The organism is Flexivirga lutea, from assembly GCF_054778955.1.
Map to the genome: position 1 here is coordinate 126,389 of NZ_BAAGZB010000003.1, position 25,515 is coordinate 151,903.

The 25,515-nt window shown below is 69.1% G+C and carries 28 protein-coding genes; 21 read left to right on the forward strand and 7 right to left on the reverse strand.

The genetic code is table 11. The features are described 5' to 3' along the window. Positions 1 to 49 precede the first annotated feature (49 nt). Positions 50 to 1,192, forward strand: coding sequence for a D-alanine--D-alanine ligase family protein (locus ACYVBN_RS13295; protein WP_460600943.1), 1,143 nt, complete (start codon positions 50 to 52; stop codon positions 1,190 to 1,192). A 14-nt stretch (positions 1,193 to 1,206) separates the two neighbouring features. Here the strand turns inward: ACYVBN_RS13295 and ACYVBN_RS13300 are convergent, their stop codons facing one another. Next, the gene (locus tag ACYVBN_RS13300) at positions 1,207 to 1,659 is read right to left on the reverse strand and encodes a DUF3515 family protein (RefSeq protein ID WP_460600944.1); all 453 of its coding nucleotides are present in this window, start codon (positions 1,657 to 1,659) and stop codon (positions 1,207 to 1,209) included. Further along, positions 1,656 to 1,889, reverse strand: coding sequence for an Lrp/AsnC family transcriptional regulator (locus tag ACYVBN_RS13305; protein ID WP_440280690.1), 234 nt, complete (start codon positions 1,887 to 1,889; stop codon positions 1,656 to 1,658). The genes ACYVBN_RS13300 and ACYVBN_RS13305 overlap by 4 nt, the downstream gene beginning before the upstream one ends. A 134-nt stretch (positions 1,890 to 2,023) precedes the next feature. Here ACYVBN_RS13305 and thiL point away from each other — a divergent pair, with 134 nt between their 5' ends. After that, a complete protein-coding gene (gene thiL / locus ACYVBN_RS13310; RefSeq protein ID WP_460600945.1) occupies positions 2,024 to 2,998 on the forward strand; it encodes a thiamine-phosphate kinase in 975 nt (324 codons plus the stop codon). Here thiL and ACYVBN_RS13315 read toward each other — a convergent pair. Beyond that, positions 2,971 to 3,357, reverse strand: a complete 387-nt coding sequence (locus ACYVBN_RS13315) for a hypothetical protein (RefSeq protein ID WP_460600946.1) — start codon at positions 3,355 to 3,357, stop codon at positions 2,971 to 2,973. The genes thiL and ACYVBN_RS13315 overlap by 28 nt on opposite strands. Beyond that, positions 3,333 to 3,533 (reverse strand): hypothetical protein, encoded by a 201-nt coding sequence (locus tag ACYVBN_RS13320; RefSeq protein WP_460600947.1) that lies wholly within the window; start codon positions 3,531 to 3,533, stop codon positions 3,333 to 3,335. Before ACYVBN_RS13320 ends, ACYVBN_RS13315 begins: the two co-directional genes overlap by 25 nt. A gap of 220 nt (positions 3,534 to 3,753) precedes the next feature. Here ACYVBN_RS13320 and ACYVBN_RS13325 point away from each other — a divergent pair, with 220 nt between their 5' ends. Both ACYVBN_RS13325 and ACYVBN_RS13330 read left to right on the forward strand, forming a co-directional pair. Further along, on the forward strand, positions 3,754 to 5,424 hold the full coding sequence (locus tag ACYVBN_RS13325) for a sodium:solute symporter family protein (protein ID WP_460601172.1): 1,671 nt from the start codon (positions 3,754 to 3,756) through the stop codon (positions 5,422 to 5,424). A 27-nt stretch (positions 5,425 to 5,451) separates the two neighbouring features. Further along, positions 5,452 to 5,769 (forward strand): hypothetical protein, encoded by a 318-nt coding sequence (locus tag ACYVBN_RS13330; protein ID WP_460600948.1) that lies wholly within the window; start codon positions 5,452 to 5,454, stop codon positions 5,767 to 5,769. Between the two features lie 195 nt (positions 5,770 to 5,964). Here the strand turns inward: ACYVBN_RS13330 and rpmB are convergent, their stop codons facing one another. Further along, positions 5,965 to 6,159 carry a 50S ribosomal protein L28 gene (gene rpmB, locus ACYVBN_RS13335; protein ID WP_166118878.1) on the reverse strand — a complete coding sequence of 65 codons (195 nt, stop codon included), beginning with the start codon at positions 6,157 to 6,159 and terminating at the stop codon, positions 5,965 to 5,967. Between the two features lie 194 nt (positions 6,160 to 6,353). Between rpmB and ACYVBN_RS13340 the strand changes: the two genes are divergently transcribed. The 4 genes from ACYVBN_RS13340 to coaD are packed head-to-tail and all read left to right on the forward strand — an operon-like array spanning position 6,354 to position 11,203. Next, complete coding sequence (locus ACYVBN_RS13340; protein ID WP_460600949.1) at positions 6,354 to 7,913, forward strand: DAK2 domain-containing protein; 1,560 nt, start codon at positions 6,354 to 6,356, stop codon at positions 7,911 to 7,913. After that, on the forward strand, positions 7,914 to 10,118 hold the full coding sequence (locus tag ACYVBN_RS13345) for an ATP-dependent DNA helicase RecG (protein WP_460600950.1): 2,205 nt from the start codon (positions 7,914 to 7,916) through the stop codon (positions 10,116 to 10,118). Next, positions 10,115 to 10,690, forward strand: a complete 576-nt coding sequence (gene rsmD / locus ACYVBN_RS13350) for an RsmD family RNA methyltransferase (protein WP_460600951.1) — start codon at positions 10,115 to 10,117, stop codon at positions 10,688 to 10,690. Before ACYVBN_RS13345 ends, rsmD begins: the two co-directional genes overlap by 4 nt. 24 nt (positions 10,691 to 10,714) lie before the next feature. Further along, positions 10,715 to 11,203 (forward strand): pantetheine-phosphate adenylyltransferase, encoded by a 489-nt coding sequence (coaD, locus tag ACYVBN_RS13355; protein ID WP_440281811.1) that lies wholly within the window; start codon positions 10,715 to 10,717, stop codon positions 11,201 to 11,203. Here coaD and ACYVBN_RS13360 read toward each other — a convergent pair. Then, positions 11,148 to 12,239, reverse strand: coding sequence for an ABC-2 transporter permease (locus ACYVBN_RS13360; protein WP_460600952.1), 1,092 nt, complete (start codon positions 12,237 to 12,239; stop codon positions 11,148 to 11,150). The two genes, coaD and ACYVBN_RS13360, sit on opposite strands and share 56 nt — an antisense overlap. 153 nt (positions 12,240 to 12,392) lie before the next feature. On the opposite strand from ACYVBN_RS13360, the gene ACYVBN_RS13365 reads away from it, so the two are divergent. From ACYVBN_RS13365 to ACYVBN_RS13390, 6 genes are read left to right on the forward strand one after another with little or no spacing between them, the layout of a single operon-like run. Continuing rightward, a complete protein-coding gene (locus ACYVBN_RS13365; protein ID WP_440281809.1) occupies positions 12,393 to 12,974 on the forward strand; it encodes a YceD family protein in 582 nt (193 codons plus the stop codon). Position 12,975: 1 nt separating this feature from the next. Then, positions 12,976 to 13,170 (forward strand): 50S ribosomal protein L32, encoded by a 195-nt coding sequence (rpmF, locus tag ACYVBN_RS13370; protein ID WP_440281808.1) that lies wholly within the window; start codon positions 12,976 to 12,978, stop codon positions 13,168 to 13,170. 16 nt (positions 13,171 to 13,186) lie between these two features. Then, entirely contained in the window at positions 13,187 to 13,966 is a 780-nt protein-coding gene (gene rnc / locus ACYVBN_RS13375) for a ribonuclease III family protein (RefSeq protein ID WP_460600953.1), read from the forward strand. Further along, positions 13,959 to 14,828, forward strand: a complete 870-nt coding sequence (gene mutM / locus ACYVBN_RS13380; protein WP_460600954.1) for an Fpg/Nei family DNA glycosylase — start codon at positions 13,959 to 13,961, stop codon at positions 14,826 to 14,828. Before rnc ends, mutM begins: the two co-directional genes overlap by 8 nt. A gap of 24 nt (positions 14,829 to 14,852) precedes the next feature. Beyond that, the gene (locus ACYVBN_RS13385; RefSeq protein ID WP_460600955.1) at positions 14,853 to 16,766 is read left to right on the forward strand and encodes a M3 family metallopeptidase; all 1,914 of its coding nucleotides are present in this window, start codon (positions 14,853 to 14,855) and stop codon (positions 16,764 to 16,766) included. Then, positions 16,763 to 18,241, forward strand: a complete 1,479-nt coding sequence (locus tag ACYVBN_RS13390; protein ID WP_460600956.1) for a M81 family metallopeptidase — start codon at positions 16,763 to 16,765, stop codon at positions 18,239 to 18,241. The genes ACYVBN_RS13385 and ACYVBN_RS13390 overlap by 4 nt, the downstream gene beginning before the upstream one ends. Here the strand turns inward: ACYVBN_RS13390 and ACYVBN_RS13395 are convergent, their stop codons facing one another. Next, entirely contained in the window at positions 18,242 to 18,928 is a 687-nt protein-coding gene (locus tag ACYVBN_RS13395) for a copper homeostasis protein CutC (RefSeq protein ID WP_460600957.1), read from the reverse strand. A 55-nt stretch (positions 18,929 to 18,983) separates the two neighbouring features. Here ACYVBN_RS13395 and ACYVBN_RS13400 point away from each other — a divergent pair, with 55 nt between their 5' ends. From ACYVBN_RS13400 to ACYVBN_RS13430, 7 genes are all read left to right on the forward strand, one after another. Next, positions 18,984 to 20,441, forward strand: coding sequence for an NAD-dependent succinate-semialdehyde dehydrogenase (locus tag ACYVBN_RS13400; protein WP_460600958.1), 1,458 nt, complete (start codon positions 18,984 to 18,986; stop codon positions 20,439 to 20,441). 94 nt (positions 20,442 to 20,535) lie between these two features. After that, entirely contained in the window at positions 20,536 to 20,823 is a 288-nt protein-coding gene (locus ACYVBN_RS13405; protein WP_460600959.1) for a hypothetical protein, read from the forward strand. Next, a complete protein-coding gene (locus ACYVBN_RS13410; RefSeq protein ID WP_460600960.1) occupies positions 20,820 to 21,485 on the forward strand; it encodes a hypothetical protein in 666 nt (221 codons plus the stop codon). The genes ACYVBN_RS13405 and ACYVBN_RS13410 overlap by 4 nt, the downstream gene beginning before the upstream one ends. Then, on the forward strand, positions 21,482 to 22,237 hold the full coding sequence (locus tag ACYVBN_RS13415; protein ID WP_460600961.1) for a hypothetical protein: 756 nt from the start codon (positions 21,482 to 21,484) through the stop codon (positions 22,235 to 22,237). Before ACYVBN_RS13410 ends, ACYVBN_RS13415 begins: the two co-directional genes overlap by 4 nt. Then, positions 22,216 to 23,439 carry a 1-deoxy-D-xylulose-5-phosphate reductoisomerase gene (gene dxr, locus ACYVBN_RS13420; RefSeq protein ID WP_460600962.1) on the forward strand — a complete coding sequence of 408 codons (1,224 nt, stop codon included), beginning with the start codon at positions 22,216 to 22,218 and terminating at the stop codon, positions 23,437 to 23,439. The genes ACYVBN_RS13415 and dxr overlap by 22 nt, the downstream gene beginning before the upstream one ends. A 35-nt stretch (positions 23,440 to 23,474) precedes the next feature. Beyond that, entirely contained in the window at positions 23,475 to 24,806 is a 1,332-nt protein-coding gene (locus ACYVBN_RS13425) for a M50 family metallopeptidase (RefSeq protein WP_460600963.1), read from the forward strand. 87 nt (positions 24,807 to 24,893) lie between these two features. Next, the gene (locus ACYVBN_RS13430; protein WP_460600964.1) at positions 24,894 to 25,481 is read left to right on the forward strand and encodes a DinB family protein; all 588 of its coding nucleotides are present in this window, start codon (positions 24,894 to 24,896) and stop codon (positions 25,479 to 25,481) included. Positions 25,482 to 25,515: the final 34 nt, after the last annotated feature.

Sequence of the window (25,515 nt, forward strand, 5' to 3'; positions counted from 1 at the left end):
GGCCGCGTGCAACCGTGCTGTCCACGTGCTGCACGTTAGGCTCCAAACGATGACTGAGCACAGCCCGGCCCCCGCAGCCGACGAATCCACCCGAAAGCCCGTTGTCGCCATCGTTTTCGGCGGTCGTTCCAGCGAGCACGCGGTGTCGTGCTCCACTGCGGCGAGCGTGCTGCGCGCGATCGACCGCGACCGTTTCGACGTGGTGCCGATCGGCATCGCGCAGGACGGCCGCTGGGTGCTGGTCGCCGACGACCCGGAGCCGTTGCAACTGACGGCCGACCACACGCCGACCGTGCGCGGCGAGACGACCGCGCTGCTGTCGACCGACCCCGGCGCCCGGGAGGTGATGGTCTTTGCACCGAACGAGCCACCGCGCACCCTCACCACCGTGGACGTCGTACTCCCGTTGCTGCACGGCCCGTTCGGGGAGGACGGCACGCTGCAAGGTCTGCTGGAACTCGCCGACACCCGGTATGTCGGATCGGGCGTCGCCGCGTCGGCGGTGATGATGGACAAGGCCCTGATGAAGGTGGTCTTCTCCGCAGCCGGCCTGCCGGTCGGACCGCACGTGGTGATCACCGACAAGGAATGGCGCCGGGACAAGGCGGTCTGCCTGGAGGGCGTCCGCAGCCTCGGGATGCCCGTCTTCGTCAAGCCGGCGCGTGCCGGCTCCAGCGTCGGCGTCGTCAAGGTCGACCGCCCCGAGGAGCTGGAGCAGGCGATCGAGAGCGCTCGCGAGTCGGACCCGAAGGTGCTCGTGGAGGCCGCGATCGCGGGCCGCGAGGTCGAGTGCGGTGTCCTGGAAGGACACGGTGCCGACCCGGCCCGGGCCAGTCAGATCGGCGAGATCACCGTGACGGGGGATCGGCACACCTTCTACGACTTCGAAGCGAAATACCTCGACAGCGACGCCCAGCTCAGCTGTCCCGCAGACCTGCCCGGTGAGGTGGCCGACGAGATCCGGCGGTTGTCGGTGCAGGCCTTCGACGCGGCCGGCTGCGAGGGACTGGCGCGTGTCGACTGGTTCTACGAGCCGGGTGGCCGGCTGATGCTCAACGAGATCAACACGATGCCGGGATTCACGCCGTCGTCGATGTTCCCGCGGGTGTGGGCCGAGTCGGGCCTGGACTACCCGGCGCTGATCACCGAGTTGATCGAGCTGGCGCTGGAACGCCGCGTCGGCCTGCGGTAGGTGCGCTCAGCAGGTCAACTGCACTTGTGCGGGCCCTGCGGGATCTGCTGAACGGCCTTGGTGAAGGCGCCCAGCGGCGGCAGCGAGTTGTACTTCGTCGGCACCAGCACCTCGATGGCCGGCGTCCGCCCGTAGGTGATGTAACGCCCACCGTCGGACAGTTTGCTGCCGACCCAGTCGATGCCGTCGACCGACACGCACCCGGTCGCGGTGGGACCGGGCGAGGTCACGCCGCAGCGGGCGATGATCGCCGGGTCACCCCAGGCGCGCACCGTCGGGGAGTCGGTGCTGACCGGACGTGTCCGTTGCCCGGAAACCGTGCTCGGCCAATGCCGGGAAGCCTTCGCGCACAAGGGATCGGCGGCATTGCCTGCGGGGGACGCCTTGACGGTGTCGTCACCGCCGCAGGCAGTGAGGGCGGCGGCGAGCGCCAGAGCGCACGTCGCCGCGGGAAGAGCTCGCCTCAAGGGTGGACCACGGTGCAGGTCAGCGTCCGCATGATGCCGGGCGCCTCCTGGATCTTTGCGACCACCAACGAGCCCAGCTCGTCGAGCGTCTCGGCCTCGGCGCGGGCGATGACGTCGTAGGGCCCGGTGACGTCCTCCGAGGAGAGCACGCCGGGGATGTCACGCACCGCGGCGGCGACAGCGGTCGCCTTGCCGAGATCCGCCTGGATGAGGATGTAGGCCTGAACCATTGCGTAGTCTCCCGAGGATGATGCGAAGCCCCCGCGAGCGGGGTGCGGGCCGGTCGCCGCGCTCACCGGAACGCTACCGTGCCTTGGCGGTGGAACGATATTTCGTCCGGTCACGAAGGGTGGAACCAGCAGGTATGACGCACTTCCCGGCACCACGCACCCTGGCCGACGTGGACGAACAGGAGCTGCTGGACACGGTGCTGCCGCGCTTCGCGACCGGCGACGACGTGCTCGTCGGACCGGGTGACGACACCGCCCTGCTGCGGGTGCGGTCCGGCGCCGCTCTCGCCACCACGGACACGATGGTGCTGGGACGGGACTGGCTGGACGAGTGGTCCGGCGGGGGCGACGTCGGACACAAGCTGGTGGTGCAGAACGTCGCAGACATCGCCGCCATGGGCGGACGATGCACCGGGCTCCTGGTCACCCTGGTGGCCGACGAGAACACCCCGCTGCAATGGGTCGCCGATTTCACCGGCGCGGTCGCGGACGCCGCCCAGGAGGCCGGCACGGTGGTCATCGGGGGTGACCTGTCGTCCGCTCCGGACGGCGTGCGGATGGTCAGCATCACCGCCGTCGGCGAGCTGGAGGGTGCCGGCCCGGTCCTGCGCTCGGGCGCCCGGCCGGGGGACGTCCTCGCCATACACGGCACGCTCGGGCGGGCGGCGGCGGGGCTGCTGCTGTTACAGGCCGGCACGCCGGACCGGGATGCGGATCTGGTGCGGGCACAACGGCGTCCGAGCACGGCTTACGGGCAGGGCGCGCTCGCCGCGAGGGCCGGCGCGACGGCGATGCTGGACATCTCCGACGGGCTGCTGCGCGACGGTGGCCGGATCGCCCGGGCCAGCGGTGTGCGGATCGACATCGACCCCGAGGCGGTCGCGGGCGACATACGGGCGCTGGCCGCGGCCGTCGGCGCCGATGCCGCTGCCGAGTGCGTGCTGACCGGGGGAGAGGAGCACACGCTGCTGGCGACGTTCCCGGCCGCCGCGGTCCCGGACGGTTGGCGCACGATCGGTGCGGTGACGGACGGGTCCGGCATCACCGTCGGCGGGCGCGAGCACCGGCGCACGGGCTGGGATCACTTCGGGTCGGCCCGTGGCCGGTGACTCACCGGGTCAGCGTGCGTAGGTCCCGCTGGTCGCCGCCAGACCGAGCCGGTGCCGCGCAGGACTGTGCGGTAGTAGCGGCTCTTGCTGCTGGTGTAGGTCAGGGAGTAGCCACCGGACTTCGACGTGCGGAAGCTCTTGAGCGTCTTCCATGCTGCCTTGCTGCTCGTGCGGTACTGGATCGAGCCGTTGATCCCGCTGTACTTCACGATCCGGCCGGCGGTCGGCGACCAGCGGGTCGCGTTGACCCGCAACGTCACTCGGCCGCGGTACCGGCTGGTGGACATGCTCACCCGGGAGCCGAGGCGGAAGGTCGTCGTCGGGGTGTTCTGAGTCAGCCGCGTGTAGTCCGATCCCATGCGCCGCCGGGACGCCAGGTGTAGGTGCCGAGATCGTCCCAGTCGTGGAAGTCGAAGATCTCGGTGGAGGCCCCGTCGAAGAATGCGATGCCTTCCCACCCCTGCGTCGGGTGGTAGGCATCCCAGGCTCCCCAGCCCTCGCCATACGAGCAGGCGCCGGAGGCGCGCAGGTTCACTGCCGTGTATGGATACCAGATATGCAGATCTCCGCAGTCGCCAAGTCGGGGTGCGGCTCGGAGCGGGTGATCATTTCGGTTCGGCAAAGACCGACTGAAACGCTCAACACCGAACGTTGGATTCTGTCAGGTGCGGAGTAGTCTCGGCGCAGTCGCGCAACAACGCTGCGTCCCATCGAGTTTCGGTGGACACACAGAAAGCCGCAGGTGACCCATGCACATGGATTCGTCCGCGTTGAGACTCGATGCCGGACCGGTCGACTACATCCTCATCGCGCTCTACTTCGTCTTCGTCATCGGAATCGGTCTGGTGGCGCGTCGTCAAGTGTCCAGCAGTGTCGACTTCTTCCTGTCCGGCCGGTCATTGCCAGCGTGGATCACCGGCCTGGCATTCATCTCCGCCAACCTCGGTGCCACCGAGATCATGGGTATGTCGGCCAACGGTGCGTCCATCGGGATGGCGACCTTCCATTACTACTGGATCGGCGCCATTCCGGCGATGCTCTTCCTCGCCGTGGTGATGATGCCCTTCTACTACGGCTCCGGCGTGCGCAGCGTCCCGGAATTCATGTTCCGACGCTTCGGGTCCACCGCGCATCTGGTCAATGCGATCAGCTTCGCGGTCGCACAAGTGCTCATCGCCGGCATCAACCTCTACTTGCTGGCAACCATCGTCAACACGCTCTTCGGTTGGAGCATCTGGATCTCCACGATCGTCGCAGCCATCATCGTGCTGTCCTACATCACGCTGGGCGGCCTCTCGGCGGCGATCTACAACGAGGTCCTGCAGTTCTTCGTCATCGTGGCCGCGCTGTTGCCGCTCACCCTGATCGCCATGAAGAAGGTCGGTGGCTGGAACGGTCTCTCCGACAAGTTGCATGCCTCGCACGCCTTCACCGCGGATCCGATGAAATCGTGGCCGGGCGAAGGACTCACCGGCTTCAGCAGCGGCGTGCTGTCCGTGGTCGGCATCGTGCTCGGCCTCGGCTTCGTGCTGTCCTTCGGCTACTGGACCACCAACTTCGTCGAGGTCCAGCGCGCCATGGTCAGCAAGGACATGAACTCCGCTCGCCGTGCGCCGATCATCGGCACCTTCCCGAAGATGTTCATCCCGTTCATCATCATCATCCCGGGTATGGCGGCCGCCGGTCTCGGCGCATTCTCCGGGTCGGGCTCGCACGACTACAACAACGCACTGTTGTTCCTGATGCGCGACCTGCTGCCCAACGGCCTGCTCGGCGTCGCGATCGCCGGTCTGCTCGCGGCGTTCATGGCCGGTATGGCGGCGAACATCTCGGCCTTCAACACGGTGATGTCCTATGACATCTGGCAGACGTACGTGGTGAAGGATCGCGACGACAAGTACTACCTGGAGTTCGGCCGCATCGCGACCGTCGTGGCCACGATCCTGGCCGTCGGCACGTCGGCGTTCGCCAGCCAATACAGCAACATCATGAACTACCTGCAGACGTTGTTCGGCTTCTTCAACGCGCCGTTGTTCGCGACATTCATCCTCGGCATGTTCTGGAAGAAGATGACGCCGGCCGCCGGTTGGACCGGGCTGGTCGGCGGAACGCTGGCGGCGGTCCTGGTCGGCGTGCTCTCCGAGGACGCACTGGGCGGTCTGTCCGTGGGAGCCCTGCCGCTGTCCGGTCAGGGCGCCAGCTTCGTGGCCGCCGGCGCGGCCTTCGTGGCCGACATCGTGATCAGTGTCATCGTCACGGGCTTCACCGAACCCAAGCCGGAGTCCGAGTTGCGTGGACTGGTGAAGTCGCTGACACCGAAGGAGGACCACGCGGAGGGCGAAGTCGCCCACTGGTGGCTGTCCCCGGTCAAGCTGGCCGGTGTCTCACTGGTGCTGGTCATCATCCTCAACGTGGTCTTCCACTGACCGCCGCTCACGGAAGGGAGTTCGGCAATGTCTTCGACAACTGAGACAAGCAATCCGCGGCGGCACACCGCCGGGGCGTTCGACGTCCGCAACATCATCGCCATGTTGATGGGCATCTATGGCGTGGTGCTGATCATCATGGGGCTGGTGAATTTCACCGAGGCCGACAAACGAAAGGCCGACGACGTCAACCTCAATCTGTGGTGCGGCATCGGCATTCTGATCTTCGCCATCCTGATGGCCCTGTGGGCCTACCTGCGGCCCATCGTGGTCGACGAGGTCGAGCTCGAGCGGGACAAGGCCGCCGCCGACCTGTCGAATCCCGGCCTGCCGAAGGACGACTGACCCGACCTGCGTCGGCAGGTTCCGGCCTCTCACTGACCGAGAGGAGTACCGGCAGACCGAGAGGAGTACGGATTCCACCGGAATCCGTACTCCTCTCGGTCGTTCGCTGCTCCGCTCGGTCACGGGAATACCGAAACGGGCCGCCCCGGATCGGGACGGCCCGCTCTTATCGCGCTGAGGGCGAGGTACGGGGCCTCAGCGTTTGACCTTGCCGGCCTTCAGGCAGGAAGTGCAGACGTTCAGACGCTTCGGGGTCACACCGGCCTCGCCCACGAGCGCCTTGACGCGCTGGATGTTGGGGTTCCAACGACGCTTGGTGCGGCGGTGCGAGTGCGAGATGTTGTGACCGAAGCCGGGTCCCTTGCCGCAGACGTCGCAGGTGGCAGCCACGGTGAATCTCCTTGGATCAAATGGTTGAAGAACGTGTCGGCCCGTGGGCATACCGGATGGCATGTCGCATACGGGAACCGCCCAAGCGTAGCCGAGGCGGCCGTCGGTCTCCAAAACGGGCCTGCGGCCGCTGCCCGCAGCCAGGCTAGGCTCGGGGTGCCCGTGCCGACCACCGGAAAGGTTCCCAGCGTCCCATGCCGCTCGACCGTCTCGATCTGGCAGCGCTGCGTCGGTGGGTCATCACCGCGCGGGCCGACCTGGCGGCATACGCGCAGGCACTGAACGACCTGAACGTCTTCCCGGTGCCGGACGGTGACACGGGCAGCAACCTGTTGATGACGATGAGCGATGCCGTCGACGAGCTCGATCGGCGGGCACCGGACACGATCGCCGGGGCCACGGCCGCGATGGCGCAGGCGACACTCGTCGCGGCACGCGGGAACTCCGGCGTCATCCTGAGCCAGCTGTCGCGCGGGGTCAGCGAGGTCGCCGCCTCGGATCAAGGGGCGGACGGCGGCGCCGGGCTCGGACCGCGGCACCTTGCCGCGGTGCTCGCAAGGGCGGCGCAACTGGCGCAGGACGGTGTGTCCGCCCCGGTGCCGGGCACGATCCTGACCGTCGCGGCGGCGGCAGCGGATGCCGCGACGGCGGTGGGTCTCGACGACCATGGTGCCGATGCCGGCCTGACCGATGTCATCGACGCCGCGGTGGGTGGCGCGGCGGCGGCCCTGTTGCGCACCCGGTGGGACAACCCGGTGTTGGCGCAGGCCGGTGTCGTCGACGCCGGGGGCGCCGGCTACCTGCTGGTGCTGGAGGCTCTGCAGCGCGTGGTCCACGGCGAGGGTGGGCTGGCGGTCACCGGCGATGCCGATCCGGAGTGGCTGCGGATCAGCCGGCAGACCGCTGCGCCGGCCGGGCTTCCCGCCGACTGCGGCACCCACGCGCCGGTCGACGGACCTGCGTACGAGGTGATGTTCCTGCTGGACCAGGCGACCGACGCCGCCGTGGAGGGGCTGAAGGACACGCTGCACCACCTCGGTGACTCACTCGTGGTCGCCGGTGGTCCCGACCGGCATTCTGTGCACGTGCACGTCGATGACGTCGCCGGAGCGGTCAACGCCGGTGTGGCCGCCGGACGGGCGCACCGGTTCCGCATCACCCGGTTCGAGGACCAACGTCCTTCGAGCAGAGCCGATTTCGTCATACTCGCGCTGGCCGCAGGGCAAGGTGCCGCTCACGAGTTCACCCGCGCGGGTCTCACCGCGGTGACCGACTGGCGCGATGGAGCGGCGCTGCGCGCCCGGTTCGGGCGCCGCGGCACGCTGCTGCTGTGCGCCAGCCCCGAGGCGTACGACGCCGTGGCCGCACTGCACTCCGCCGGCACCCCCGGCCCGCACGCGGGCAACGTCGTCGCCGTCGGCCGTGACGCCGCGCAGGCCCTCGCCGCCGGCGCGGTGCTGGACCCCGGCGCCGGCTTCGATGCGTGGTGCGCCGCCGCACGGGAGGCGGCTGCCGATGTCCGCAGCGCCCGCGTTGTCGGTGACCCGGGGGATGATGCGCTCATGCAGCAGATCGACGGGTTGATCGGCGACGTCGGCGACGCCGAGCTGGTGACGCTGGTGACCGGAGACGCCCTGGCCGCCGACCGAGTCGACCGGCTGCTGCGCGGCATCGGGGTCGAGCATCCCGGGTTGCGGGTGACGCACGTCGCCGGCGGTGTCGGTGAGCCATTGCTGACCATCGGGGTGGAGTAGGTGCCGATCACTCGCAACAGCTCGCTGAAACCGGTCATCGGCGCGGCGGCGACCAAGCTCGAGAAGGCCCGTGGTGTGCGGACCGTCGGAGATCTGCTCGACTTCCTGCCCCGGCGCTACCTCGATGCCAGCAAGAGCGGCCGGCTCGCAGACTTCCAGTTGGGTCAGGACGCCGTGTTGGTGGCGACGATCGTGTCGGCGCGCACCCGGCCGATGCGTGGGCGCAAGGGCACGATGCTGACCGCCGTCCTGGAGGACGCCGATGGGCAGCGCGCGTCACTGGTGTTCTTCAGCGCGTGGGGCCACGAGGAGCGCCTGGTGGGCGGTGCGCACGGGGTGTTCCGGGGCAAGTTGCAGACCTACGGCAGCGACCTGCAGCTGGCGCACCCCGACTACACGCTCTTCTCCGGCGGCGCCGAGGACCCGGTCTACCGCGGCGGCCTCATCCCGCTCTATCCGGCGGTGAAGGGCGTCACCGACATGCAGCTGACCCAGGCGATGCGACTGGTGCTGGAGCAGGTGGAGCTGGCCGACCCGGTGCCCGCGGACGTCCGCCGCGAGCGCGGGTTGCTCGCCCTGCGCACGGCATACGAGCAGGTGCATTTTCCGCAGCAGGACGCGGACTGGGGCCGCGGCAAGCGGCGGATGCGGTATGACGAGGCGCTCGTCGTGCAGACCGTGCTGGCGCAGCGTCGGGCGGAGGCTCGGCGACTGGAGGCCACGCCACGCGGTGCGGTCTCCGGTGGCCTGCTGGAGGCGTTCGACGCGCGGTTGCCGTTCGAGCTGACGGCCGGACAGCGCGAGGTGGGCGCGCAGATCGCACACGACATGGCCCAGGGCCACCCGATGCACCGGTTGTTGCAGGGTGAGGTCGGTTCGGGCAAGACCATCGTGGCGTTGCGGGCGATGCTGGCCGCGATCGATGCAGGTGCTCAGGCAGCCCTGCTGGCGCCCACCGAGGTGCTGGCGCAACAGCATGAGCGCTCGATCACCGCGATGCTCGGGGAGCTGGGTCAGGCCGGCATGCTCGGCGGTGCCGACAACGCGACGCGGGTCGCCCTGCTCACCGGATCGATGACCCGGTCGCAGCGGGAGAAGGTGCTGCTCGACATCGCGACCGGCCCGGTGGGCATCGTGGTGGGCACCCACGCCCTCATCCAGGAGCACGTGATGTTCGCCGACCTCGGTTTGGTCGTCGTCGACGAGCAGCACCGCTTCGGCGTCGAGCAACGAGATGCGTTACGCGCCAAGGCAGTCCGCCCTCCGCATGTGCTGGTGATGACCGCTACACCGATCCCGCGCACGGTGGCGATGACCGTGTTCGGCGACATGGACACCTCGGTGCTGCGTGAGTTGCCGCGCGGCCGGCAGCCGATCACCAGCCATGTCGTTCCGGGCAGTCGGGAGTCGTGGATGACGCGGACCTGGCAGCGGGTGGCCGAGGAGGTCCGTGCCGGACATCAGGCCTACGTGGTCTGCCCGCGTATCGGGGATCCGATGGACGGCGCCGTCGAGGTGGCTTTCGAGGGCGAACCGCCGCCGGACTTCGAGGCATATGCCGAGGGCGAGGAGCCGGAGACCCCGCGCGAGCTGACCGGTGTGCACCAGCAGCTCGAACGCCTGCGCGGCGAGCCGGCGCTGCACGGCTTGCGGATCGAGATGCTGCACGGACGGATGTCCGCGGAGGACAAGGACGCGGTGATGCAGGCCTTCGGTGCCGGCGACATCGACGTGCTGGTCTCCACCACGGTCATCGAGGTCGGCGTCGACGTACCCAACGCGACCGTCATGGTGGTGATGGACGCCGACCGTTTCGGCATCTCGCAGCTGCATCAGCTGCGCGGCCGGGTGGGCCGCGGTGCCGCCGCCGGGTTGTGCCTGCTGGTCACCGAGACCGAGAACCCGCAGACCGTCGAACGGCTGGAAGCCGTGGCCGCCACCGCGGACGGCTTCCGGTTGGCCGACCTGGACCTGTCGCTGCGGCGGGAGGGCGACGTGCTCGGTGCTGCGCAGAGCGGCACCCGCTCCGGTCTACGACTGTTGCGGCTGAGTCACCCCTCGGATGTCGAGCTGATCGACTTCGCGCGCGAGGACGCCTCCGCGATCGTCGCATCCGACCCGGAGCTGCTCGGGCATCCGCGGCTCGCCGAGCTGGTCGCCGACCGGCTCAGCGAGGAGCAGGCGGCGTTCCTGGAGCGCGGATGACCCGCATCATCGCCGGGGCGGCGGGTGGCCGCCGGCTGCTGACTCCGCCGGGCGCGGGCACCCGGCCCACCTCGGACCGGGTGCGTGAAGCCGTCTTCGGCCGGCTGGAGCACCTCGACGCGATCACCGGCAGCCACGTGGTCGATCTGTATGCCGGCTCCGGCGCGCTGGCGCTGGAGGCGGTGTCGCGTGGTGCGTCGTCCGCGTTGCTCGTGGAATCGGACCGCCGTGCCGCGGCGACGATCGACCAGAACGTGCGCCACCTCGGACTCGCGGGCGTTCAGGTGCGGACCGGCACGGTCGAGACACTGGTGCGGGCGCCGTTGACACCGGCTGCCGACCTGCTGTTCGTCGACCCGCCGTACGCCGTGAGCGATCCGGCGCTCGCGGACGTGCTCCGCCAGTTGGTCGACCACGACTCGCTGGCGCTCGACGCGGTCCTGGTGGTGGAGCGCTCGAGCCGGTCGGCCGAACCGCTGTGGCCGGCGGGTGTCGAACTCATCGGGCCGCGCAGATACGGCGAGACCACCTGCTGGTTCGCCGAGTTCGTGCCGCACGGAGATTCCGCGTAGGCCTCGCTGGTTAAGGTGCCTGACATGACCGGCAATCCACGGCGGTGCGTCTGCCCCGGCTCCTACGACCCGATCACGAACGGGCATCTGGACGTGATCACCCGCGCGAGTGCGTTGTATGACGACGTCGTCGTGGCCGTCCTGCACAACACCGCGAAGCAGGGGACGTTCGACCCGCAGGAGCGCGTCGACCTCATCGGCGCAGCAACCGCCGACCTGCCGAACGTCCGCGCTGCCGCGTTCGGCGACCGGCTCATCGTCGACGTATGTCGCGAACTCGGCGCCGGTGTGTTGGTCAAGGGCATCCGGGGACTGACCGACTATGAGTACGAACTCCCGATGGCGCTGATGAATCGCGAGATGTCGGGGCTCGAGACGCTGTTGCTGCCGGGAGACCCGGCATACACGCACTACTCCAGCTCGCTGATCCGGCTCATCGCCCAGCGCGGGGCCGACGTCAGCTCGATGGTTCCTCCGCCGGTGCTGGCGCCGCTGCTGGCTCGGCTCGGTTGAACCACCAGGTCGCGCCGAGGGTGCCCAGGATGCCGACCGCGATGTAGACGACCAGGCACAGCAGTGAACCGGTCAGGTGACGGCCGCCGAAGTAGACGATGTTGCGCACCGCGCTGGTGCCCGCGCCGTTCGGGATCAGTGGCCCGATGACCCGCCAGAAGCCGGGCAGCACGTCGGCCTGATAAGCGCCCCCCGCGGAGGGGTTGCCCAGAACCACGAAGACGAGGATCGTGACGCCGATGCCGACGATCCCGAACAGCGCCTCCATCGCGACCGTCACGGCGGCGCTCGCGAGCACCAGGAGTGTGCCGACACCCCAGAGCGCCCAGAAATGGCCGGTCAGCGCGCCGAGCAGCTGGTCGACCACGAGGGTGCCGAGCAGTCCGCTGAGCAGGGCATACGGCAGCAGGCTCGTCAGGCGGCCGGCCGCCGCACCGAGCCCGCGCGGACGGGGGCTGCCGAGGATGCCGATCGCCGCCGCGACCAGGTAGCCGCCGACGATCCAACCGATGACGACGTAGAACCCGGTGAGGCCGCGCGCGTCGTGCGCCTGCAACGGCACCAGGTCGACGCTGTGCGCGCTGCGGTGTTGGGCCGACTCCACCTGCGCGATCGTCGCCTCCACGGCGGTCACGGTCGAGGAACCGCCGCCGCCGGCGACATACAGGGTGTCCTGGGTGCTGTCCGCGGACATGACCAGCGCGGCGCTGCTGTCGCCGGTGACCACGCGCTGCTTGGCGGCGTCGGCGGTGGGAGCTGCGGACGCCCGCAGCGGACGTCCGTGCAGTCCGTTGAGCTGGGCGACGACCTGCCCGGTTCGAGGGCCGGCCGCGACCGAGACGGTGATCTCGTGTGGGCTGGGGGAGTGGAATGCGCCCACGTAACTGAAGATGAAGGCGATCTGCAGGAAGAGCACTCCGGCGATCAGCAGCAGGGTGCGGGGAGACGCGGTCTGCCGCAGTTCCGCGGCGAAGGTGCTTTCCGGGCGGCCCGTCGCGGCGGCTGCGTGGTCTGCCTCGTGCTTGCCATGGTGCATCGGAGAATCCTTTGTCGATCGGTTCACTACAAATGTAGTTATCGTATGCCGCTCGCCGGTTTGGGAGACGGGCACCCGACCCGGTAACCTTGACCTTCGGTCTTGTCGTCCATGGCGAGATCGTGCCATGTCTCCTGCCGAATACCCCGGAAGATGCACACCGATACGCGACGCCCGCTGGCTCTGGACACCAAAGAGCTGCCGCGGCGACCCGGCCGGATGCTCGAGGGTGAGGTCCAGGTGGCAGCACCCGAACACTTCGGCACCGAGGTGATCGGCGTGCCGGAAGGTCAGCCGATGACCTTGCGGTTGCGCCTGGAATCGGTGATGGAGGGCGTTCTGGTCACCGGCACGGTGCACGCCACGGCGACCGGTGCTTGCGTGCGGTGCCTGGAACCCGTCGATCTGCCGATCGAGGTTCCGTTTCAGGAGCTGTTCGCCTACGCCGATCGAGCCGCCCGCCACCATGAGGTGGAGGACGGCGACGAAGAGGACGTGCACGAGCTGGACGGCGACCTCGCCGATCTGGAGCCCGTGCTGCGGGATGCGGTGGTGCCTGCACTGCCGTTCCAGCCGGTGTGCCGGGACGACTGCCCGGGTCTGTGCTCCGAGTGCGGAGCACGGCTCGCGGACGACCCGACGCACCACCACGAAGTGATCGACCCACGGTGGTCGGCGCTGGCACACCTCGCCGGCGGCGATGACGACACCGACAACGACGAGAAGAGGAATTGACGTGGCTGTCCCGAAGCGGAAGATGTCGCGCTCCAACACCCGGTCCCGCCGCGCGCAGTGGAAGGCGACCCCGGTTGCGCTGTCCACCTGCCCGCGGTGCAACGCGCCGAAGCAGTCGCACCAGGCCTGCCCGGCGTGCGGGACCTACAAGGACCGCCACTACAGCGCCGCGGAGCGCACCGAGCACCAGGCCTGACGGCCTCTTCGACGACGTGAGCCCGAGCAAGCGGCAGCGTCCCGAACTCGCGCAGCGGCCCGTCGCCGACCTCGCCCGGATCCTCGCAGAGCGATCCGGCGCGATCGTCGACGAGTCGCTGCTTTCGCGCGCCCTCACCCATCGATCGTTCGCCTACGAGAACGGCGGCATACCGCACAACGAGCGACAGGAGTTCCTCGGGGACGCGGTGCTCGGGGTGATCGTGACCGATCACCTCTACCACGAGCACCCCGATCTGCCGGAGGGCCAACTGGCGAAGTTCCGTGCCGCCGTGGTCAACTCGCGCGCCCTGGCCAAGGTCGCCCGGCAACTGGACCTCGGGTCCTATCTGAAGCTGGGACGAGGTGAGGCGACCACCGGCGGCCGGGACAAGGACTCGATCCTCGCCGACACGATGGAAGCCGTGATCGGCACCGTCTACCTCTCCAGCGGGATCCCCGGAGCGACCTCGCTGATCCACAGCCTGATGGACACGTTGATCGAACAGTCCGCGACCCTGGGTGCCGGGCTCGACTGGAAGACCTCGCTGCAGGAGATCTCCTCGATGCTCGGCCTGGGCGTGCCCGTCTACCGCGTCGAGGAGGACGGGCCGGATCACGACAAGACGTTCACGGCAACCGTGCTGATCTGCGAGGAGGCACTCGGCCACGGTGTCGGACGCAACAAGAAGTCCGCTGAGCAACAGGCAGCCGAGACCGCCTGGAAGACCCTCAAGCGGCGTGCCGACGCAGCCGAGGAAGCCGCCCGTCGCGCGCCGAGCGTCGGCAGTGCCTGAGCTTCCCGAGGTCGAGGTCGTCCGGCGCGGCATCGCCACCCACGTGGTCGGCCGGTCGCTCATCGACATACAGCTGTCCGGTCACCGGGTCGCCCGGCGGCATGTCCCCGGCCCCCTCGACCTGGCCGACCGGTTGCGCGGGCGCTCCGTCACCGCCGCCTTGCGCCGCGGGAAATACCTGTGGCTGGAGTTGGACGGTGCGGGGGAGGCCCTCGTCATACATCTGGGGATGAGTGGGCAACTCCTCGTCGAGGCCCCGGACGCGCCCCGGGAGAAGCACGCGCATGCGCTGCTGGACCTGTCCGACGGACGGCAACTGCGGTTCGTCGACCAGCGCACCTTCGGCGGCCTGCAGTTGGTCTCCCTCGTGCCGGACCCGTTCGGTCCGGGCACCGTGCCCGACATCATCACGCACATCGCACCCGACCCGCTGGAGAGCGCGTTCGACCAGCAAGCCGTCAGCCGGGCGATGCGCCGCCGGCACACGCAGCTCAAACGCGCCCTGCTGGACCAGTCGCTGGTGTCCGGCATCGGCAACATCTACGCCGACGAGGCGTTGTGGCGCGCGCGCCTGCACGGTGAGCGGGCCACCGACCGGCTGACGGCCTCGGCGGTCCGCGGCGTGCTGGGCCACGCGGCCGCAGTGATGACCGAGGCACTGGGCCGTGGTGGGACCAGCTTCGACAGTCTCTACGTGGACGTCAACGGGGCCAGTGGCTACTTCGAACGATCGCTGAATGCCTATGGACGCCACGGCAAACCGTGTCGCCGGTGCGGCACACCGATGGTGCGCGAGTCGTTCATGAATCGCTCCTCGTTCAGCTGTCCCCGGTGCCAGCGGCGCCCACGCGTCGTCGCCTGAGGCTGCTGCGGTTAGGTTGCCTCCATGACTGCATTGGAGCCGCGGACCCTGCCCACCGCCGACGAGGCCCTCGAGTGGGTCGAGCGGACCTGCGAAGGCGGTCTGGAGCGGGCGCGCGCACTGGTGACGTCGTTCAAGAGCAGCCCGCCCAGGGACGCCTCGGAGGTGCTGCGCGCGTGGAACGACATCCGTGTGGCGCTCGCCGACGCTGCGGGCATCGCCGGGGTGTATGCCGAGGCCGACCCCAGCTCGGCGGTGCGTAGTGCGGCCGAGACGGCGATGCAGCGCCTCGACGCCTTCTCCACCGAGCTCGGCATGGACCGGGACGTGTTCGCCATCCTCTCGGCCCTCGACCCCTCCGGTCTGGACGGCCCGGCGCGACGGTTCCTGGACCGTGCGCTGCGCGATTTCCGCCGCAGCGGCGTTGACCGCGACGAACAGACCCGGGCCCGGCTCAGCGAGCTGGCCGAGCTGGAGTTGAGGGCCAGCCAGCTGCACAGCAAGAACATCCGCGAAGGGGTGCGATCGATCGCGGTGCCGCCGGAGGCACTCTCCGGTATGCCGCAGGACTGGCTGGCTGCCCATCCGGTCGGCGACGACGGATTGGTGACCGTGACCACCGACTACCCCGACGCCATACCGCTGATCACGTTCTGCAGCGATGCCGCAACCCGCATGGCGATGACTCTGGAGCGTCTCAACGTCGCCTGGCCGGCCAACGACGAGGTGTTGCAGCGACTCCTCGAACTGCGCGCCGAGCATGCGCGGCTGCTCGGATACGACACCTGGGCCGATTTCGACGCCGAGGTCAAGATGATCGGAAACGCCTCTGCCATCGGTGAATTCATCGACAGGATCACCGCCGCTGCCGCCGACAGTGCGGCGCGCGACAAGGCCGTCCTCCTGGCACGGCTACAGCAGGACGCACCGGAGGCCACCGACATCTCCTCGCCGGACCTGACCTTCTACTCCGAGCTCGTCCGCAAGGAGCAGTACGCCGTCGACGCGCAGCAGGTGCGTACCTATTTCTCGTTCGGCAAGGTCCGGCAGGGGCTGCTCGACGTGACCGGGCGGCTCTTCGGCATCGCCTTCGAGCCGGTCGACGCGGTCACCTGGCACGAGGACGTGGCGCCGTACGACGTGCTGCGCGACGGGACCCGCATCGGCCGGATCTATCTGGACCTGCACCCCCGCGACGGCAAGTACAAGCACGCCGCGCAGTTCGACCTGCGCGGAGGCCTGCGCGACCGGCAGCTGCCCGAGGGCGTGCTGATGTGCAACTTCGGCCGTGGCCTGATGGAGCACGACGAGGTCGTGACGCTCTTCCACGAGTTCGGACACCTGATCCATCACGTGCTGGGCGGTGACCAGGAGTGGATCACCTTCGCCGGCGTCGCGACCGAGTGGGACTTCGTCGAGGCGCCGAGCCAGATGCTCGAGGAATGGGCTTGGGACGCCGACATTCTCGCCACCTTCGCGACCAACGAGGCGGGCGAGACGATCCCGGCCGAACTCGTGAGCAAGATGCGCCGCGCCGACGACTTCGGCAAGGGCTTCCAGGCGCGGACCCAGATGTTCTACGCGGCGCTGTCGCTCAACCTCCACCTCCGGCGGTATGACGAGCTGACCGCCGTGGTGCAGGAACTGCAGGCGGAATACTCTGTCTTCCCCTATGTGCCGGACACCCATTTCCATTGCGCGTTCGGCCATTTGGACGGCTACAGCTCCGGTTACTACACCTACATGTGGTCGCTGGTCATCGCCAAGGACATGTTCAGCGCGTTCGACCCGACCGATCTGTACAACGCCGAGGTCGCCGGACGCTACCGGGACAAGGTGCTGGTCCCGGGTGGCAGCAAGGACGCGGCGGACCTGGTGGCCGACTTCCTCGGCCGCCCCTACACCTTCGACGCCTACGCGGCGTGGCTGGCTGAGTGAGCCGTCGCTCACGCCCGCGAGTGATCATCGCGGGCATCGGCACGGAATCGTCGTCGTTCGCGCCGCACCGGACCACGTTGCGGGACTTCGGTGTTCGCGAGGGCGAGCGGGTGCTCGAGCGGTTCCCGGCGATCGCGCGCGGCGCACTCGACGAGGTCGAGTTCGTGCCGGGGCCGGTCGCCCGGTCACTTCCGGGCGGCGCCGTGACACGACCGGCGTATGACGCCCTGGTCGACCGTGTGCTGCACAGCGTGCGGCAAGGAGCGCCCTGGGACGGCGTGCTGCTCGACATCCACGGCGCCATGCTGGTCGACGGACTCGATGATGCCGAGGCCGATCTGGCTCGGCGCGTGCGCCAGGCGGCCGGTGGCGCACCGGTGGTGATGAGCGCGGCCATGGACCTGCACGGCAACGTGTCGCGGGACTTCGTCGCCCAGGTCGACCTGCCCACGTGCTACCGGACCGCTCCGCACATCGACGAGTGCGACACACGTGACCGGGCCGCCCGGCTGCTGGTGCGTGCGCTCACCGGTGCCGTCCGTCCGATGCGCGCGTGGTGCCGGATCCCGGTGGCGTTGCCGGGTGAGAAGACCTCCACCCGGGTCGAACCGGCGGCATCCCTGTACCGCTCACTGCCCGACGTCCCAGGCGGTGTGTGGGAGGCCGCCCTGTGGGTGGGGTATGCCTGGGCGGACGAGCCCCGCACCGCCGCCGCGGCCGTGGTGATCGGTGACGATCCTGGCGCCATACAGCGTGCGTGTGGGTCGTTGGCAGGCCGGTTCGTCGCCCAGCGGGACGACTTCCGGTTCTGCGGGCCGGCCGGCGGCCTGAGGTGGGCACTGGACCGCGCGGCCGATGCCGCGGCCGGCGGACTCGCCGGTCCGTGCTTCATCAGCGACACCGGGGACAATCCGACGGCGGGCGGATCGGGTGACGTGGCCACGACGCTCGCCGCCCTGATCGCCGATACTCGCGTGACGGACGGCCCCGGCGAGGCGGTCTGGAGCGCATTGGTCGACCCAGCGGGCGTGCGGGCGGCGCGCGCCGGCGGCGTCGGCAGCAGCTTCGACCGCACGGTCGGTGGCTGTTTCGGCTGGCCGGGTCAGGTGCCGCTGCGCGGGGTCGTCGACCGGGTGGTGAGCGACGTTGCCGGCGACGTCGCGGTGGTCCGGTCCGGCCGACTGCAGGTGGTGCTGACCACCCGGCGAACGCCCTTCCACACACCGGACGACTATCGACGTGCCGGCATCGACCTCGCACGAACTCGGCTAGTGGTGAACAAGATCGGCTATCTCGAGCCGCGTCTGCACGAGGTTGCAGCGGGCTGGGTCATGGCGTTGACCGACGGCCCGGTGGATCAACGGATCGACCGGCTGAGCTACTCCCGCATCAGCCGTCCCCTGCATCCCTTCGACGTGGTGCCCGACGGCTGGGAGCCCGACGTCGAACTCTTCCGCCCGCACGCCTCGCACTGATCAGCTGCGGCCCTTCCCGTGCACCATGTCGGCGGCAGTACGGACCGACTGCGAGGACACCGGTCGGTCCCACGTGCCGTCCTCGCGCACGCTGCGACCCAGGTGAACGCCGCGCGCGCCGGCCGTGAGGAGCGCGGGGAGGTTGCCAAGGGTCACGCCGCCACCGATCAGCAGGAAGGCGGCGAGGTCCGAGTCGCGCAGAACCGCCCGAAGCCGCGGCATGCCGGCATCGACGCCGGCCGGGTCGCCAGCGGTCAGGACCTGGTCGCAGCCGGGCAGCAACACCGCCGCAGTGGACGCGGCCAGCAGGTCCGGTGCATCGTCCAGCGCGCGATGGAAGGTCCACCGTCGCTCGCCGAACGCCGCAATGACCGGCTCCAGGGCCAGGGAGGGCACTCCGGGCAGGTCGATGCCTCCGCACACGAACTCCGTTGCCATCGGCAGGGATTCGACGTCCCGGCACAGCGACGCTGCCATATGTTCGCTGAGCGCGTGCGACTCGGTGCGCCGAACCATCACGCGGACCGGCAGGTCGGTGGCCGCGAGGACAGCGCTGACGGTGCCCGGCGACGGAGTCATTCCGCCGCGCCGCGGATCGGCGACCAGCTCGAGGCGATCTGCCCCGCCGTCGGCCGCCGCACGGGCATCCGCCACATCGGTCACGATCACTTCCAGCATCCCGCTCATGGCTCTCATTCTGGGCCCCATGCCACGGCGAGTAGGCAGGTGGCAGGCTTGGCCCATGACACAGACGTCTTCCGTGGTTGAGCAGGTCAAGAAGCAGTTGTTCATCGGTGGCACCTGGAGGGACGCCGAAGGCGGCGCGACACTCGAGGTCGACAATCCGGCGACCGGTGGCGCGTTGGCACGGGTGGCCGACGCCTCGGTCGCCGACGGCGCCGCCGCCTTGACGGCCGCGTCCGAGGCTCAGGCGCAGTGGGCGCGTTCCGCGCCGCGTGATCGCAGCGAGATCCTTCGTGCGGCATACGAGTTGATCGTCGAGCGCACGGACGCATTCGCCGAACTGATGACCCTGGAGATGGGCAAGCCACTGGCCGAAGCCCGCGGCGAGGTGGCCTACGGCTCGGAGTTCTTCCGGTGGTTCGCCGAGGAGGCGGTCCGCGTCTCGGGGCGCTACTCCGTGGCGCCGAACGGCGCGACGCGGCTGATGACGATGAAGCAGCCCGTCGGACCGACGCTGATGATCACGCCATGGAACTTCCCGCTGGCCATGGGCACGCGCAAGATCGGCCCGGCCATCGCGGCTGGATGCACGATGGTCGTCAAGCCGGCGGCCGAGACGCCGTTGTCGATGCTCTACCTCGCGCAGGTGCTGGAGGAGGTCGGCCTACCCGCTGGGGTCCTCAACGTCGTGACCACCAGCAACAGCGGTGGGGTCATGGAACCGCTCATCCGCGACCCGCGGTCGCGGAAGCTGACCTTCACCGGGTCCACCCAGGTGGGCCGGACCCTGATCGAACAGTCCGCGCAGCAGGTGCTGCGGGTGTCGATGGAGTTGGGCGGCAACGCGCCGTTCATCGTCTTCGACGACGCCGACATCGATGCGGCGGTGAACGGCGCGATGCTCGCCAAGATGCGCAACATCGGCGAGGCGTGCACAGCGGCCAACCGCTTCTTCGTGCACGCCGACGTCGCCGCCGAGTTCAGTGAGAAGTTCGCGGCCCGGATGTCGTCGCTGACCGTCGGTGACGGTATGACCGACGGTGTCGACGTCGGGCCGCTGATCAACGCCAAGGCTGTCGACAAGGTCACGAACTTGGTCGCGGACGCGACGGAGCGCGGAGCGCGCGTCGTGACCGGCGGCGGCAAGGGTGACGGGGCGGGCTACTTCTTCAACCCGACGGTGATCACCGGCCTGCCCGGTGACGCTGCGATGGCTCGCGAAGAGATCTTCGGGCCGGTTGCCGCCATCCAGACCTTCACTGACGAGGACGACGTCATCCGTCGAGCCAACGACACCGAATACGGACTGGTCGGCTACTTCTTCACCCGCGACTACGCCCGCGTGCTGCGCGTCAGCGAGGCGCTGGTCTACGGCATGGTCGGCGTCAACCAGGGCGTGGTGTCCAACCCGGCAGCACCCTTCGGCGGCGTGAAGGCCAGCGGTTTCGGACGTGAGGGCGGCTTCGAGGGCATCGAGGAGTACCTCGAGACCAAGTACGTCGGACTGGCTCTCTGAGTCGAGCAGCCGTCACGGTGCGGCCTGTGGACAACTTCTGCGGCTGATCGGCACCCGGTCCTACCCTCGGTGCGAGACGAGGAAGGGAGCCGGGATGGGACTGCTCACAGTGGACCCGCGCACCGTGACGGCGGCGTCGTCGACGCTGAGATCCGCGGCGGACCATGGGATGCCGGCGCTGGCTCGCGCGATCGTCGACGACCTGCGCGCCGGCCTCGCGGGTGACGGCGATGGCACCGAGGACTTCCTGACCGCTGTGCCGTTCCTCGTCGGCGCGGTCTGCGCGGCGGTGGAGACGACGGCGACCGAGCTGGACGCAGCTGCGGACGGCTACACGCGCACCGACTGGTTGGTCCGGGTAGCCCTCGCAGGGCCGCGATGAGACCGCTCGACGGTGACCCGGAGCTGCTGGCGCGCGCCGGTCGGCGCAGCCTCGCGCTGGTGACGGAGCTCGACAGGCTGCGCGGCGCCCTGCGGAGGGCGACGGAAGTCACGGCGAGCCGATGGTCGGGCGCCGGAGCCGCGGCGTTCGCCACCGCAGCCGGCCGACATTGCGCCCTGGTGACGGATGCCGCAGCGGTGATCGAGCGGATCGGCGTGCTGACATCCGGCTTCGCGCACGAACTCGGCGATGCCCGGCTGCGCGCCCGTTCATTGCCGCCGGACGCCGCCACCGAGCGACGCATGGTGGAGGAAGCGATGGCCCTTTCCCGGACCAGGTTCCAACGGCAACTCATGGCGCTGCAGTCCGAGGCGACCCGACTGTTGCTGGGCGGGCCGTCCGGCCCGCCACGATGGACCGGACCCGTGCGGCCACCGGTGGGACGGCGGAACCGGCGAGGGCCGATCCAGCCGCCGCGGTGGACCGGGCCGGTGCGGCCGCCCCGCGAGTGGACCCCGCCACACGGGTCGATCAAGCTGTTGCCGGCACCGGCGGACCGGAACGGCGGTGCCGCCCGGCTCCCGTGGACGCCGCCGTGGCGCACGCCTGCCGGCATCCAGCCCTCGCCGACGCGCGTGCACCCGATCGGCGGGCGCGCATGAGACGCGCCACACAACCGCTGGTGCGCTTCACCGACGAAGAGCTCGCCCTGTTCGGAGCCGAGCACCCGGTCGTCGACATGCCCTACCTGGGCGGACTGGACGAGCGCGAGCGCCAGCTGGCGCTCCAGGTCGCCTATCGCTCCCTGTGCTCGCACGGCGCCGTCGCGGTCGACGGCGGATCGGGCATGGAGCTGCCCGAGGACGTGGTGACGATGCTCCAGGTGCGTGAGTGCTCCACGGCGACGCTGTTGATCAGCAAGGCGACGGCTGATCTCGGCGTGCTGCGCTATCACCATCTGGGCACCGAGGTCGTCGTGCTGGAGGACGTGTCCGACGGTGGGGCCCACGAATTCCGGCTGATCAGTCCGGACGCCCTCCCGGGCGAGGTCCACGCGTTCTGCACGATCGACGGCGCGCGCGACGGTGAGGGCGCCCCGGTGACCATCTCGTCGACAGCCCTTCAGGCCGGCGGCCTGGCGCCCGAGCTGTGGGGCGAAGGCATTGCTCAGCTGGATGCCACCGTATGGCGCGCAACGGTCGACCGGCCCGGCGAACAGGTGCTGCTCGGGTTTCTGCTCGGCACTGGGGGGAGTTGGTCCCACCGGCGGACGGCGATGCCCGACGAGGACCCGGCACGGCAGCTGCAGCTGCAACCGGCACGGGTCAGTTCGGTAGGTGCTCGCATCATGCGCGAGTTCCTCGGCGAGGGGCAGATTCCAGCGTCGGACGAATGGCATTTAATGAGAGCGTGACTCAGACAACTGCCGCTGCCCCGGCCCAGCGTTCCGTCGCGATCCTGGGTTCCACCGGCTCGATCGGCACGCAGGCGATCGACATCGTGTCGCGCAATCCCGACCGTTTCCGGGTGACCGCGTTGAGTGCCGGCGGAGGGCAGCCGCGTCTGCTGGCGCAGCAGGCCGTGCAGTGCCGGGCCGCCCTGGTCGGGTTGGCCACCGGTGACCAGCACGCGTTCGCGCGGGTGCTGCAGGAGGAAGCGCGCGCGGCAGGTCGGTCGTCATACCGCCCGGACATCGTGGTCGGTCCGGATGCCTCGGAGCAGGTCGCGCGGTGTGGGGCCGACGTGGTCCTCAACGGCATCACCGGCTCGATCGGGCTCCGCCCGACGCTCGCGGCCCTGGACGCCGGATCGACGCTGGCACTGGCGAACAAGGAGTCCCTGATCGTCGGTGGGCCGATCGTCACACGCGCCGCTCGACCAGGACAGATCGTGCCGGTCGACAGTGAGCACTCGGCGATCGCCCAGAGTCTGCGGGCCGGCAGCGAACGGGAAGTACGCCGCCTGGTGATCACCGCCAGCGGGGGCCCGTTCCGGGGATTGCCGTGCGAGGAGCTGAAGAGGGTGTCGCCGCAACAGGCGCTCGCCCACCCGAACTTCGCGATGGGCAAGGTCATCACCACCAACTCGGCCACGTTGGTCAACAAGGGCCTGGAGGTGATCGAGGCGCATCTGCTCTTCGACATACCGTTCGATCGCATCGACGTCGTGGTCCACCCGCAGCAATGCATCCATTCGATGGTCGAGTTCGTCGACGGTGCGGTCGTGGCCCAGCTCGGACTGCCGACCATGCTGGTGCCGATCGCTCTCGGACTCGGCTGGCCCGATCGAGTGCCCGAGGCGGAGGCGCCCATCGATTGGTCGAAGGCTGCCGACTGGCGGTTCGAGCCGCTGAACGACGACGCGTTCCCTGCTGTGCGACTCGCTCGTGAAGTCGGCATGGCGGGCTCGACCTACCCCGCCGTCTACAACGCCGCGAACGAGGAGTGCGTGGCCGCCTTCCACGACGGCCGCATCACCTTCACCGACATCGTCGGCACCGTGCGGTCCGTGGTGGACGACCACGCCGCCTCGGACGCCGAGCTCACCGTCGAGCAGGTGCTGGCCGCGGAGACGTGGGCCCGAGCACACGCACAGGAGATCCTCGATCGGCGCTGAGCGCCGTCGCAGGTGGCCATGAGACGCTGGTAGGCGTGTTGTTCCTGCTCGGCGTGATCATTCTGCTGCTCGGCATCGGCGTCTCCATCGCTCTGCACGAGTTGGGTCACCTCACGCCGGCGAAGCTGTTCGGCGTCAAGGTGACCCAGTACATGGTCGGCTTCGGCCCGACGATCTGGTCGCGGCGCCGGGGAGAGACCGAATACGGGCTCAAGGCGATCCCGTTGGGCGGCTACATCCGCATGATCGGCATGTTCCCGCCGCGCGCCGGCGAAGAGGCCGGCTACATCCGCGCCTCGTCGACCGGCCGCTTCAGTCAGCTGGCCGACCAGATGCGGGAAGACGCCTACGAACACATCGCGCCGCACGACGCGGACCGGGTCTTCTACAAGCTGCCGACCTGGAAGAAGGTCGTCATCATGTTCGGCGGCCCGTTCATGAACCTGGTCATCGCCTTGGTGCTGCTGGTGATCATCGCCAGCGGCATCGGGCTTCCGGTGCAGCAGACCGCCAACATCGCCTCGGTGCAACCGTGTTCGCCGACCGCCGGCGGTGCCACGGTCACGGCGTGCTCGGGCGCCGACCGCAGCGCGGCTGCTGCGGCCGGGATCGAGCCGGGCGACCGGATCGTGTCGATCGACGGCACCAAGATCACCTCCACCACCGAGTTCACGCAGATAGTGCGCTCCCACCCCGGGGAGCAGATCCCGTTGGTGGTGGAACGCCACGGCACCGACGTCCGGTTGCAAGTGACCCCCAAGCTGCAGCGGATGCCGAAGCAGGACAGCAACGGTGCGAAGGTCGTCAACTGGAAGGGCGAGGTCGAGTACGCCGACGTGGGGGTGATCGGTGCGTCGATCGGGGGCACCTACCGCGACGAGCGCCAGTCGCTGCCGGAGGCCATGCAGACGTTCGGCGACGCCTTGGGGAAGACGTCCTCGGTCTTCCTGAAGATCCCGCAGAAGATGATCGGCGTCTGGAACGCGGCCTTCAGCGGCGGCACCCGTGACCAGTACAGCCCACAGTCGGTCGTGGGCGTCGGCCGCGCGGCCGGCGACGTGACCGAGTCCAAGTACGCCAGCACGCAGGACAAGATCGTGATCCTGCTGATGATCCTGGCATCGCTCAACATGGCACTGTTCGTCTTCAACCTGGTGCCTCTGCTGCCCCTGGACGGCGGCCACATCGCCGGGGCGTTGTGGGAGGCGATCAAGCGGCGCATCGCGCGAGCGCGAGGCATTGAGGGTCCGGTGTATGTCGACGTGGCCAAGGCGCTGCCGCTGGCGTACGGCGTGTCGGTGGTGCTGTTGGTGATGTTCGCGCTGTTGGCCTACGCGGACATCGTGAACCCGGTCAAGCTCGGCTGACCGCCGCTCGCGCCAGCGGACCGATACTGTCCGCAAGGAGCGGCAGGCTCGTCTCGTTCGCACCACCGCTGACGACGAGGAGCCACCATGTACGCACCTGCCGAGCACGACGAGATCACCGGTCTGACCGGTTACATCCAGCAGCAACTGGACCATCTGCGGGCATCGCTGCACGGACTGACTGAGGCCGAGGCGAAGGCGACACCCTGCCGCAGTTCGCTGTCCGTGGCCGCGCTGGTCAAGCATGCGGCATACGTGTTGCGTGGCAACGTCGAGCGGCTGGACGGTGTCACCAGGGCTCTCGACGAGGCCGGCTTCTCGGCCTACCTGAGCAGTCTGGTGGTGGGTGAGGACGAGGCAGTGACCGATGTGCTGGCCGAATTCGACTCCGCCCGAACGGCGTTCGCCGCGAAGCTGACGGAGGCGGACCCGGACGCCGGCATCACGGAGCCGCCGGCGCCGTGGGACGGGATCTTCGACGAACGTCCGGCGAAGGTGCGCTATCTGTTGGTGCACGTGATCGAGGAACTCGCCCGCCATGCCGGGCACGCCGACATCATCCGTGAGCAGATCGATGGTGCGTCGGTGCCGGCGCTCGTCCTCACCCTGGAGGGTGCTGCGCCGTCGCAGTTCTTCCAGCCCTTCGTCGCCGAGCCGGGCACTATCGGCGCGTAACGATATTCATCGGACATCTTCGCTGGCACTTATT

Excerpts from the sequence above, each read along its gene's own strand:
- ACYVBN_RS13295 (WP_460600943.1), top strand. The coding sequence starts at position 50 with ATGACTGAGCACAGCCCGGCCCCCGCAGCCGACGAATCCACCCGAAAG.
- ACYVBN_RS13305 (WP_440280690.1), bottom strand. The coding sequence starts at position 1,889 with ATGGTTCAGGCCTACATCCTCATCCAGGCGGATCTCGGCAAGGCGACC.
- thiL (WP_460600945.1), top strand. The coding sequence starts at position 2,024 with ATGACGCACTTCCCGGCACCACGCACCCTGGCCGACGTGGACGAACAG.
- ACYVBN_RS13315 (WP_460600946.1), bottom strand. The coding sequence starts at position 3,357 with ATGGGATCGGACTACACGCGGCTGACTCAGAACACCCCGACGACGACC.
- ACYVBN_RS13325 (WP_460601172.1), top strand. The coding sequence starts at position 3,754 with ATGGATTCGTCCGCGTTGAGACTCGATGCCGGACCGGTCGACTACATC.
- ACYVBN_RS13330 (WP_460600948.1), top strand. The coding sequence starts at position 5,452 with ATGTCTTCGACAACTGAGACAAGCAATCCGCGGCGGCACACCGCCGGG.
- ACYVBN_RS13340 (WP_460600949.1), top strand. The coding sequence starts at position 6,354 with ATGCCGCTCGACCGTCTCGATCTGGCAGCGCTGCGTCGGTGGGTCATC.
- rsmD (WP_460600951.1), top strand. The coding sequence starts at position 10,115 with ATGACCCGCATCATCGCCGGGGCGGCGGGTGGCCGCCGGCTGCTGACT.
- coaD (WP_440281811.1), top strand. The coding sequence starts at position 10,715 with ATGACCGGCAATCCACGGCGGTGCGTCTGCCCCGGCTCCTACGACCCG.
- ACYVBN_RS13360 (WP_460600952.1), bottom strand. The coding sequence starts at position 12,239 with ATGCACCATGGCAAGCACGAGGCAGACCACGCAGCCGCCGCGACGGGC.
- ACYVBN_RS13365 (WP_440281809.1), top strand. The coding sequence starts at position 12,393 with ATGCACACCGATACGCGACGCCCGCTGGCTCTGGACACCAAAGAGCTG.
- ACYVBN_RS13385 (WP_460600955.1), top strand. The coding sequence starts at position 14,853 with ATGACTGCATTGGAGCCGCGGACCCTGCCCACCGCCGACGAGGCCCTC.
- ACYVBN_RS13395 (WP_460600957.1), bottom strand. The coding sequence starts at position 18,928 with ATGAGCGGGATGCTGGAAGTGATCGTGACCGATGTGGCGGATGCCCGT.
- ACYVBN_RS13400 (WP_460600958.1), top strand. The coding sequence starts at position 18,984 with ATGACACAGACGTCTTCCGTGGTTGAGCAGGTCAAGAAGCAGTTGTTC.
- ACYVBN_RS13405 (WP_460600959.1), top strand. The coding sequence starts at position 20,536 with ATGGGACTGCTCACAGTGGACCCGCGCACCGTGACGGCGGCGTCGTCG.
- ACYVBN_RS13410 (WP_460600960.1), top strand. The coding sequence starts at position 20,820 with ATGAGACCGCTCGACGGTGACCCGGAGCTGCTGGCGCGCGCCGGTCGG.
- ACYVBN_RS13415 (WP_460600961.1), top strand. The coding sequence starts at position 21,482 with ATGAGACGCGCCACACAACCGCTGGTGCGCTTCACCGACGAAGAGCTC.
- dxr (WP_460600962.1), top strand. The coding sequence starts at position 22,216 with ATGGCATTTAATGAGAGCGTGACTCAGACAACTGCCGCTGCCCCGGCC.
- ACYVBN_RS13430 (WP_460600964.1), top strand. The coding sequence starts at position 24,894 with ATGTACGCACCTGCCGAGCACGACGAGATCACCGGTCTGACCGGTTAC.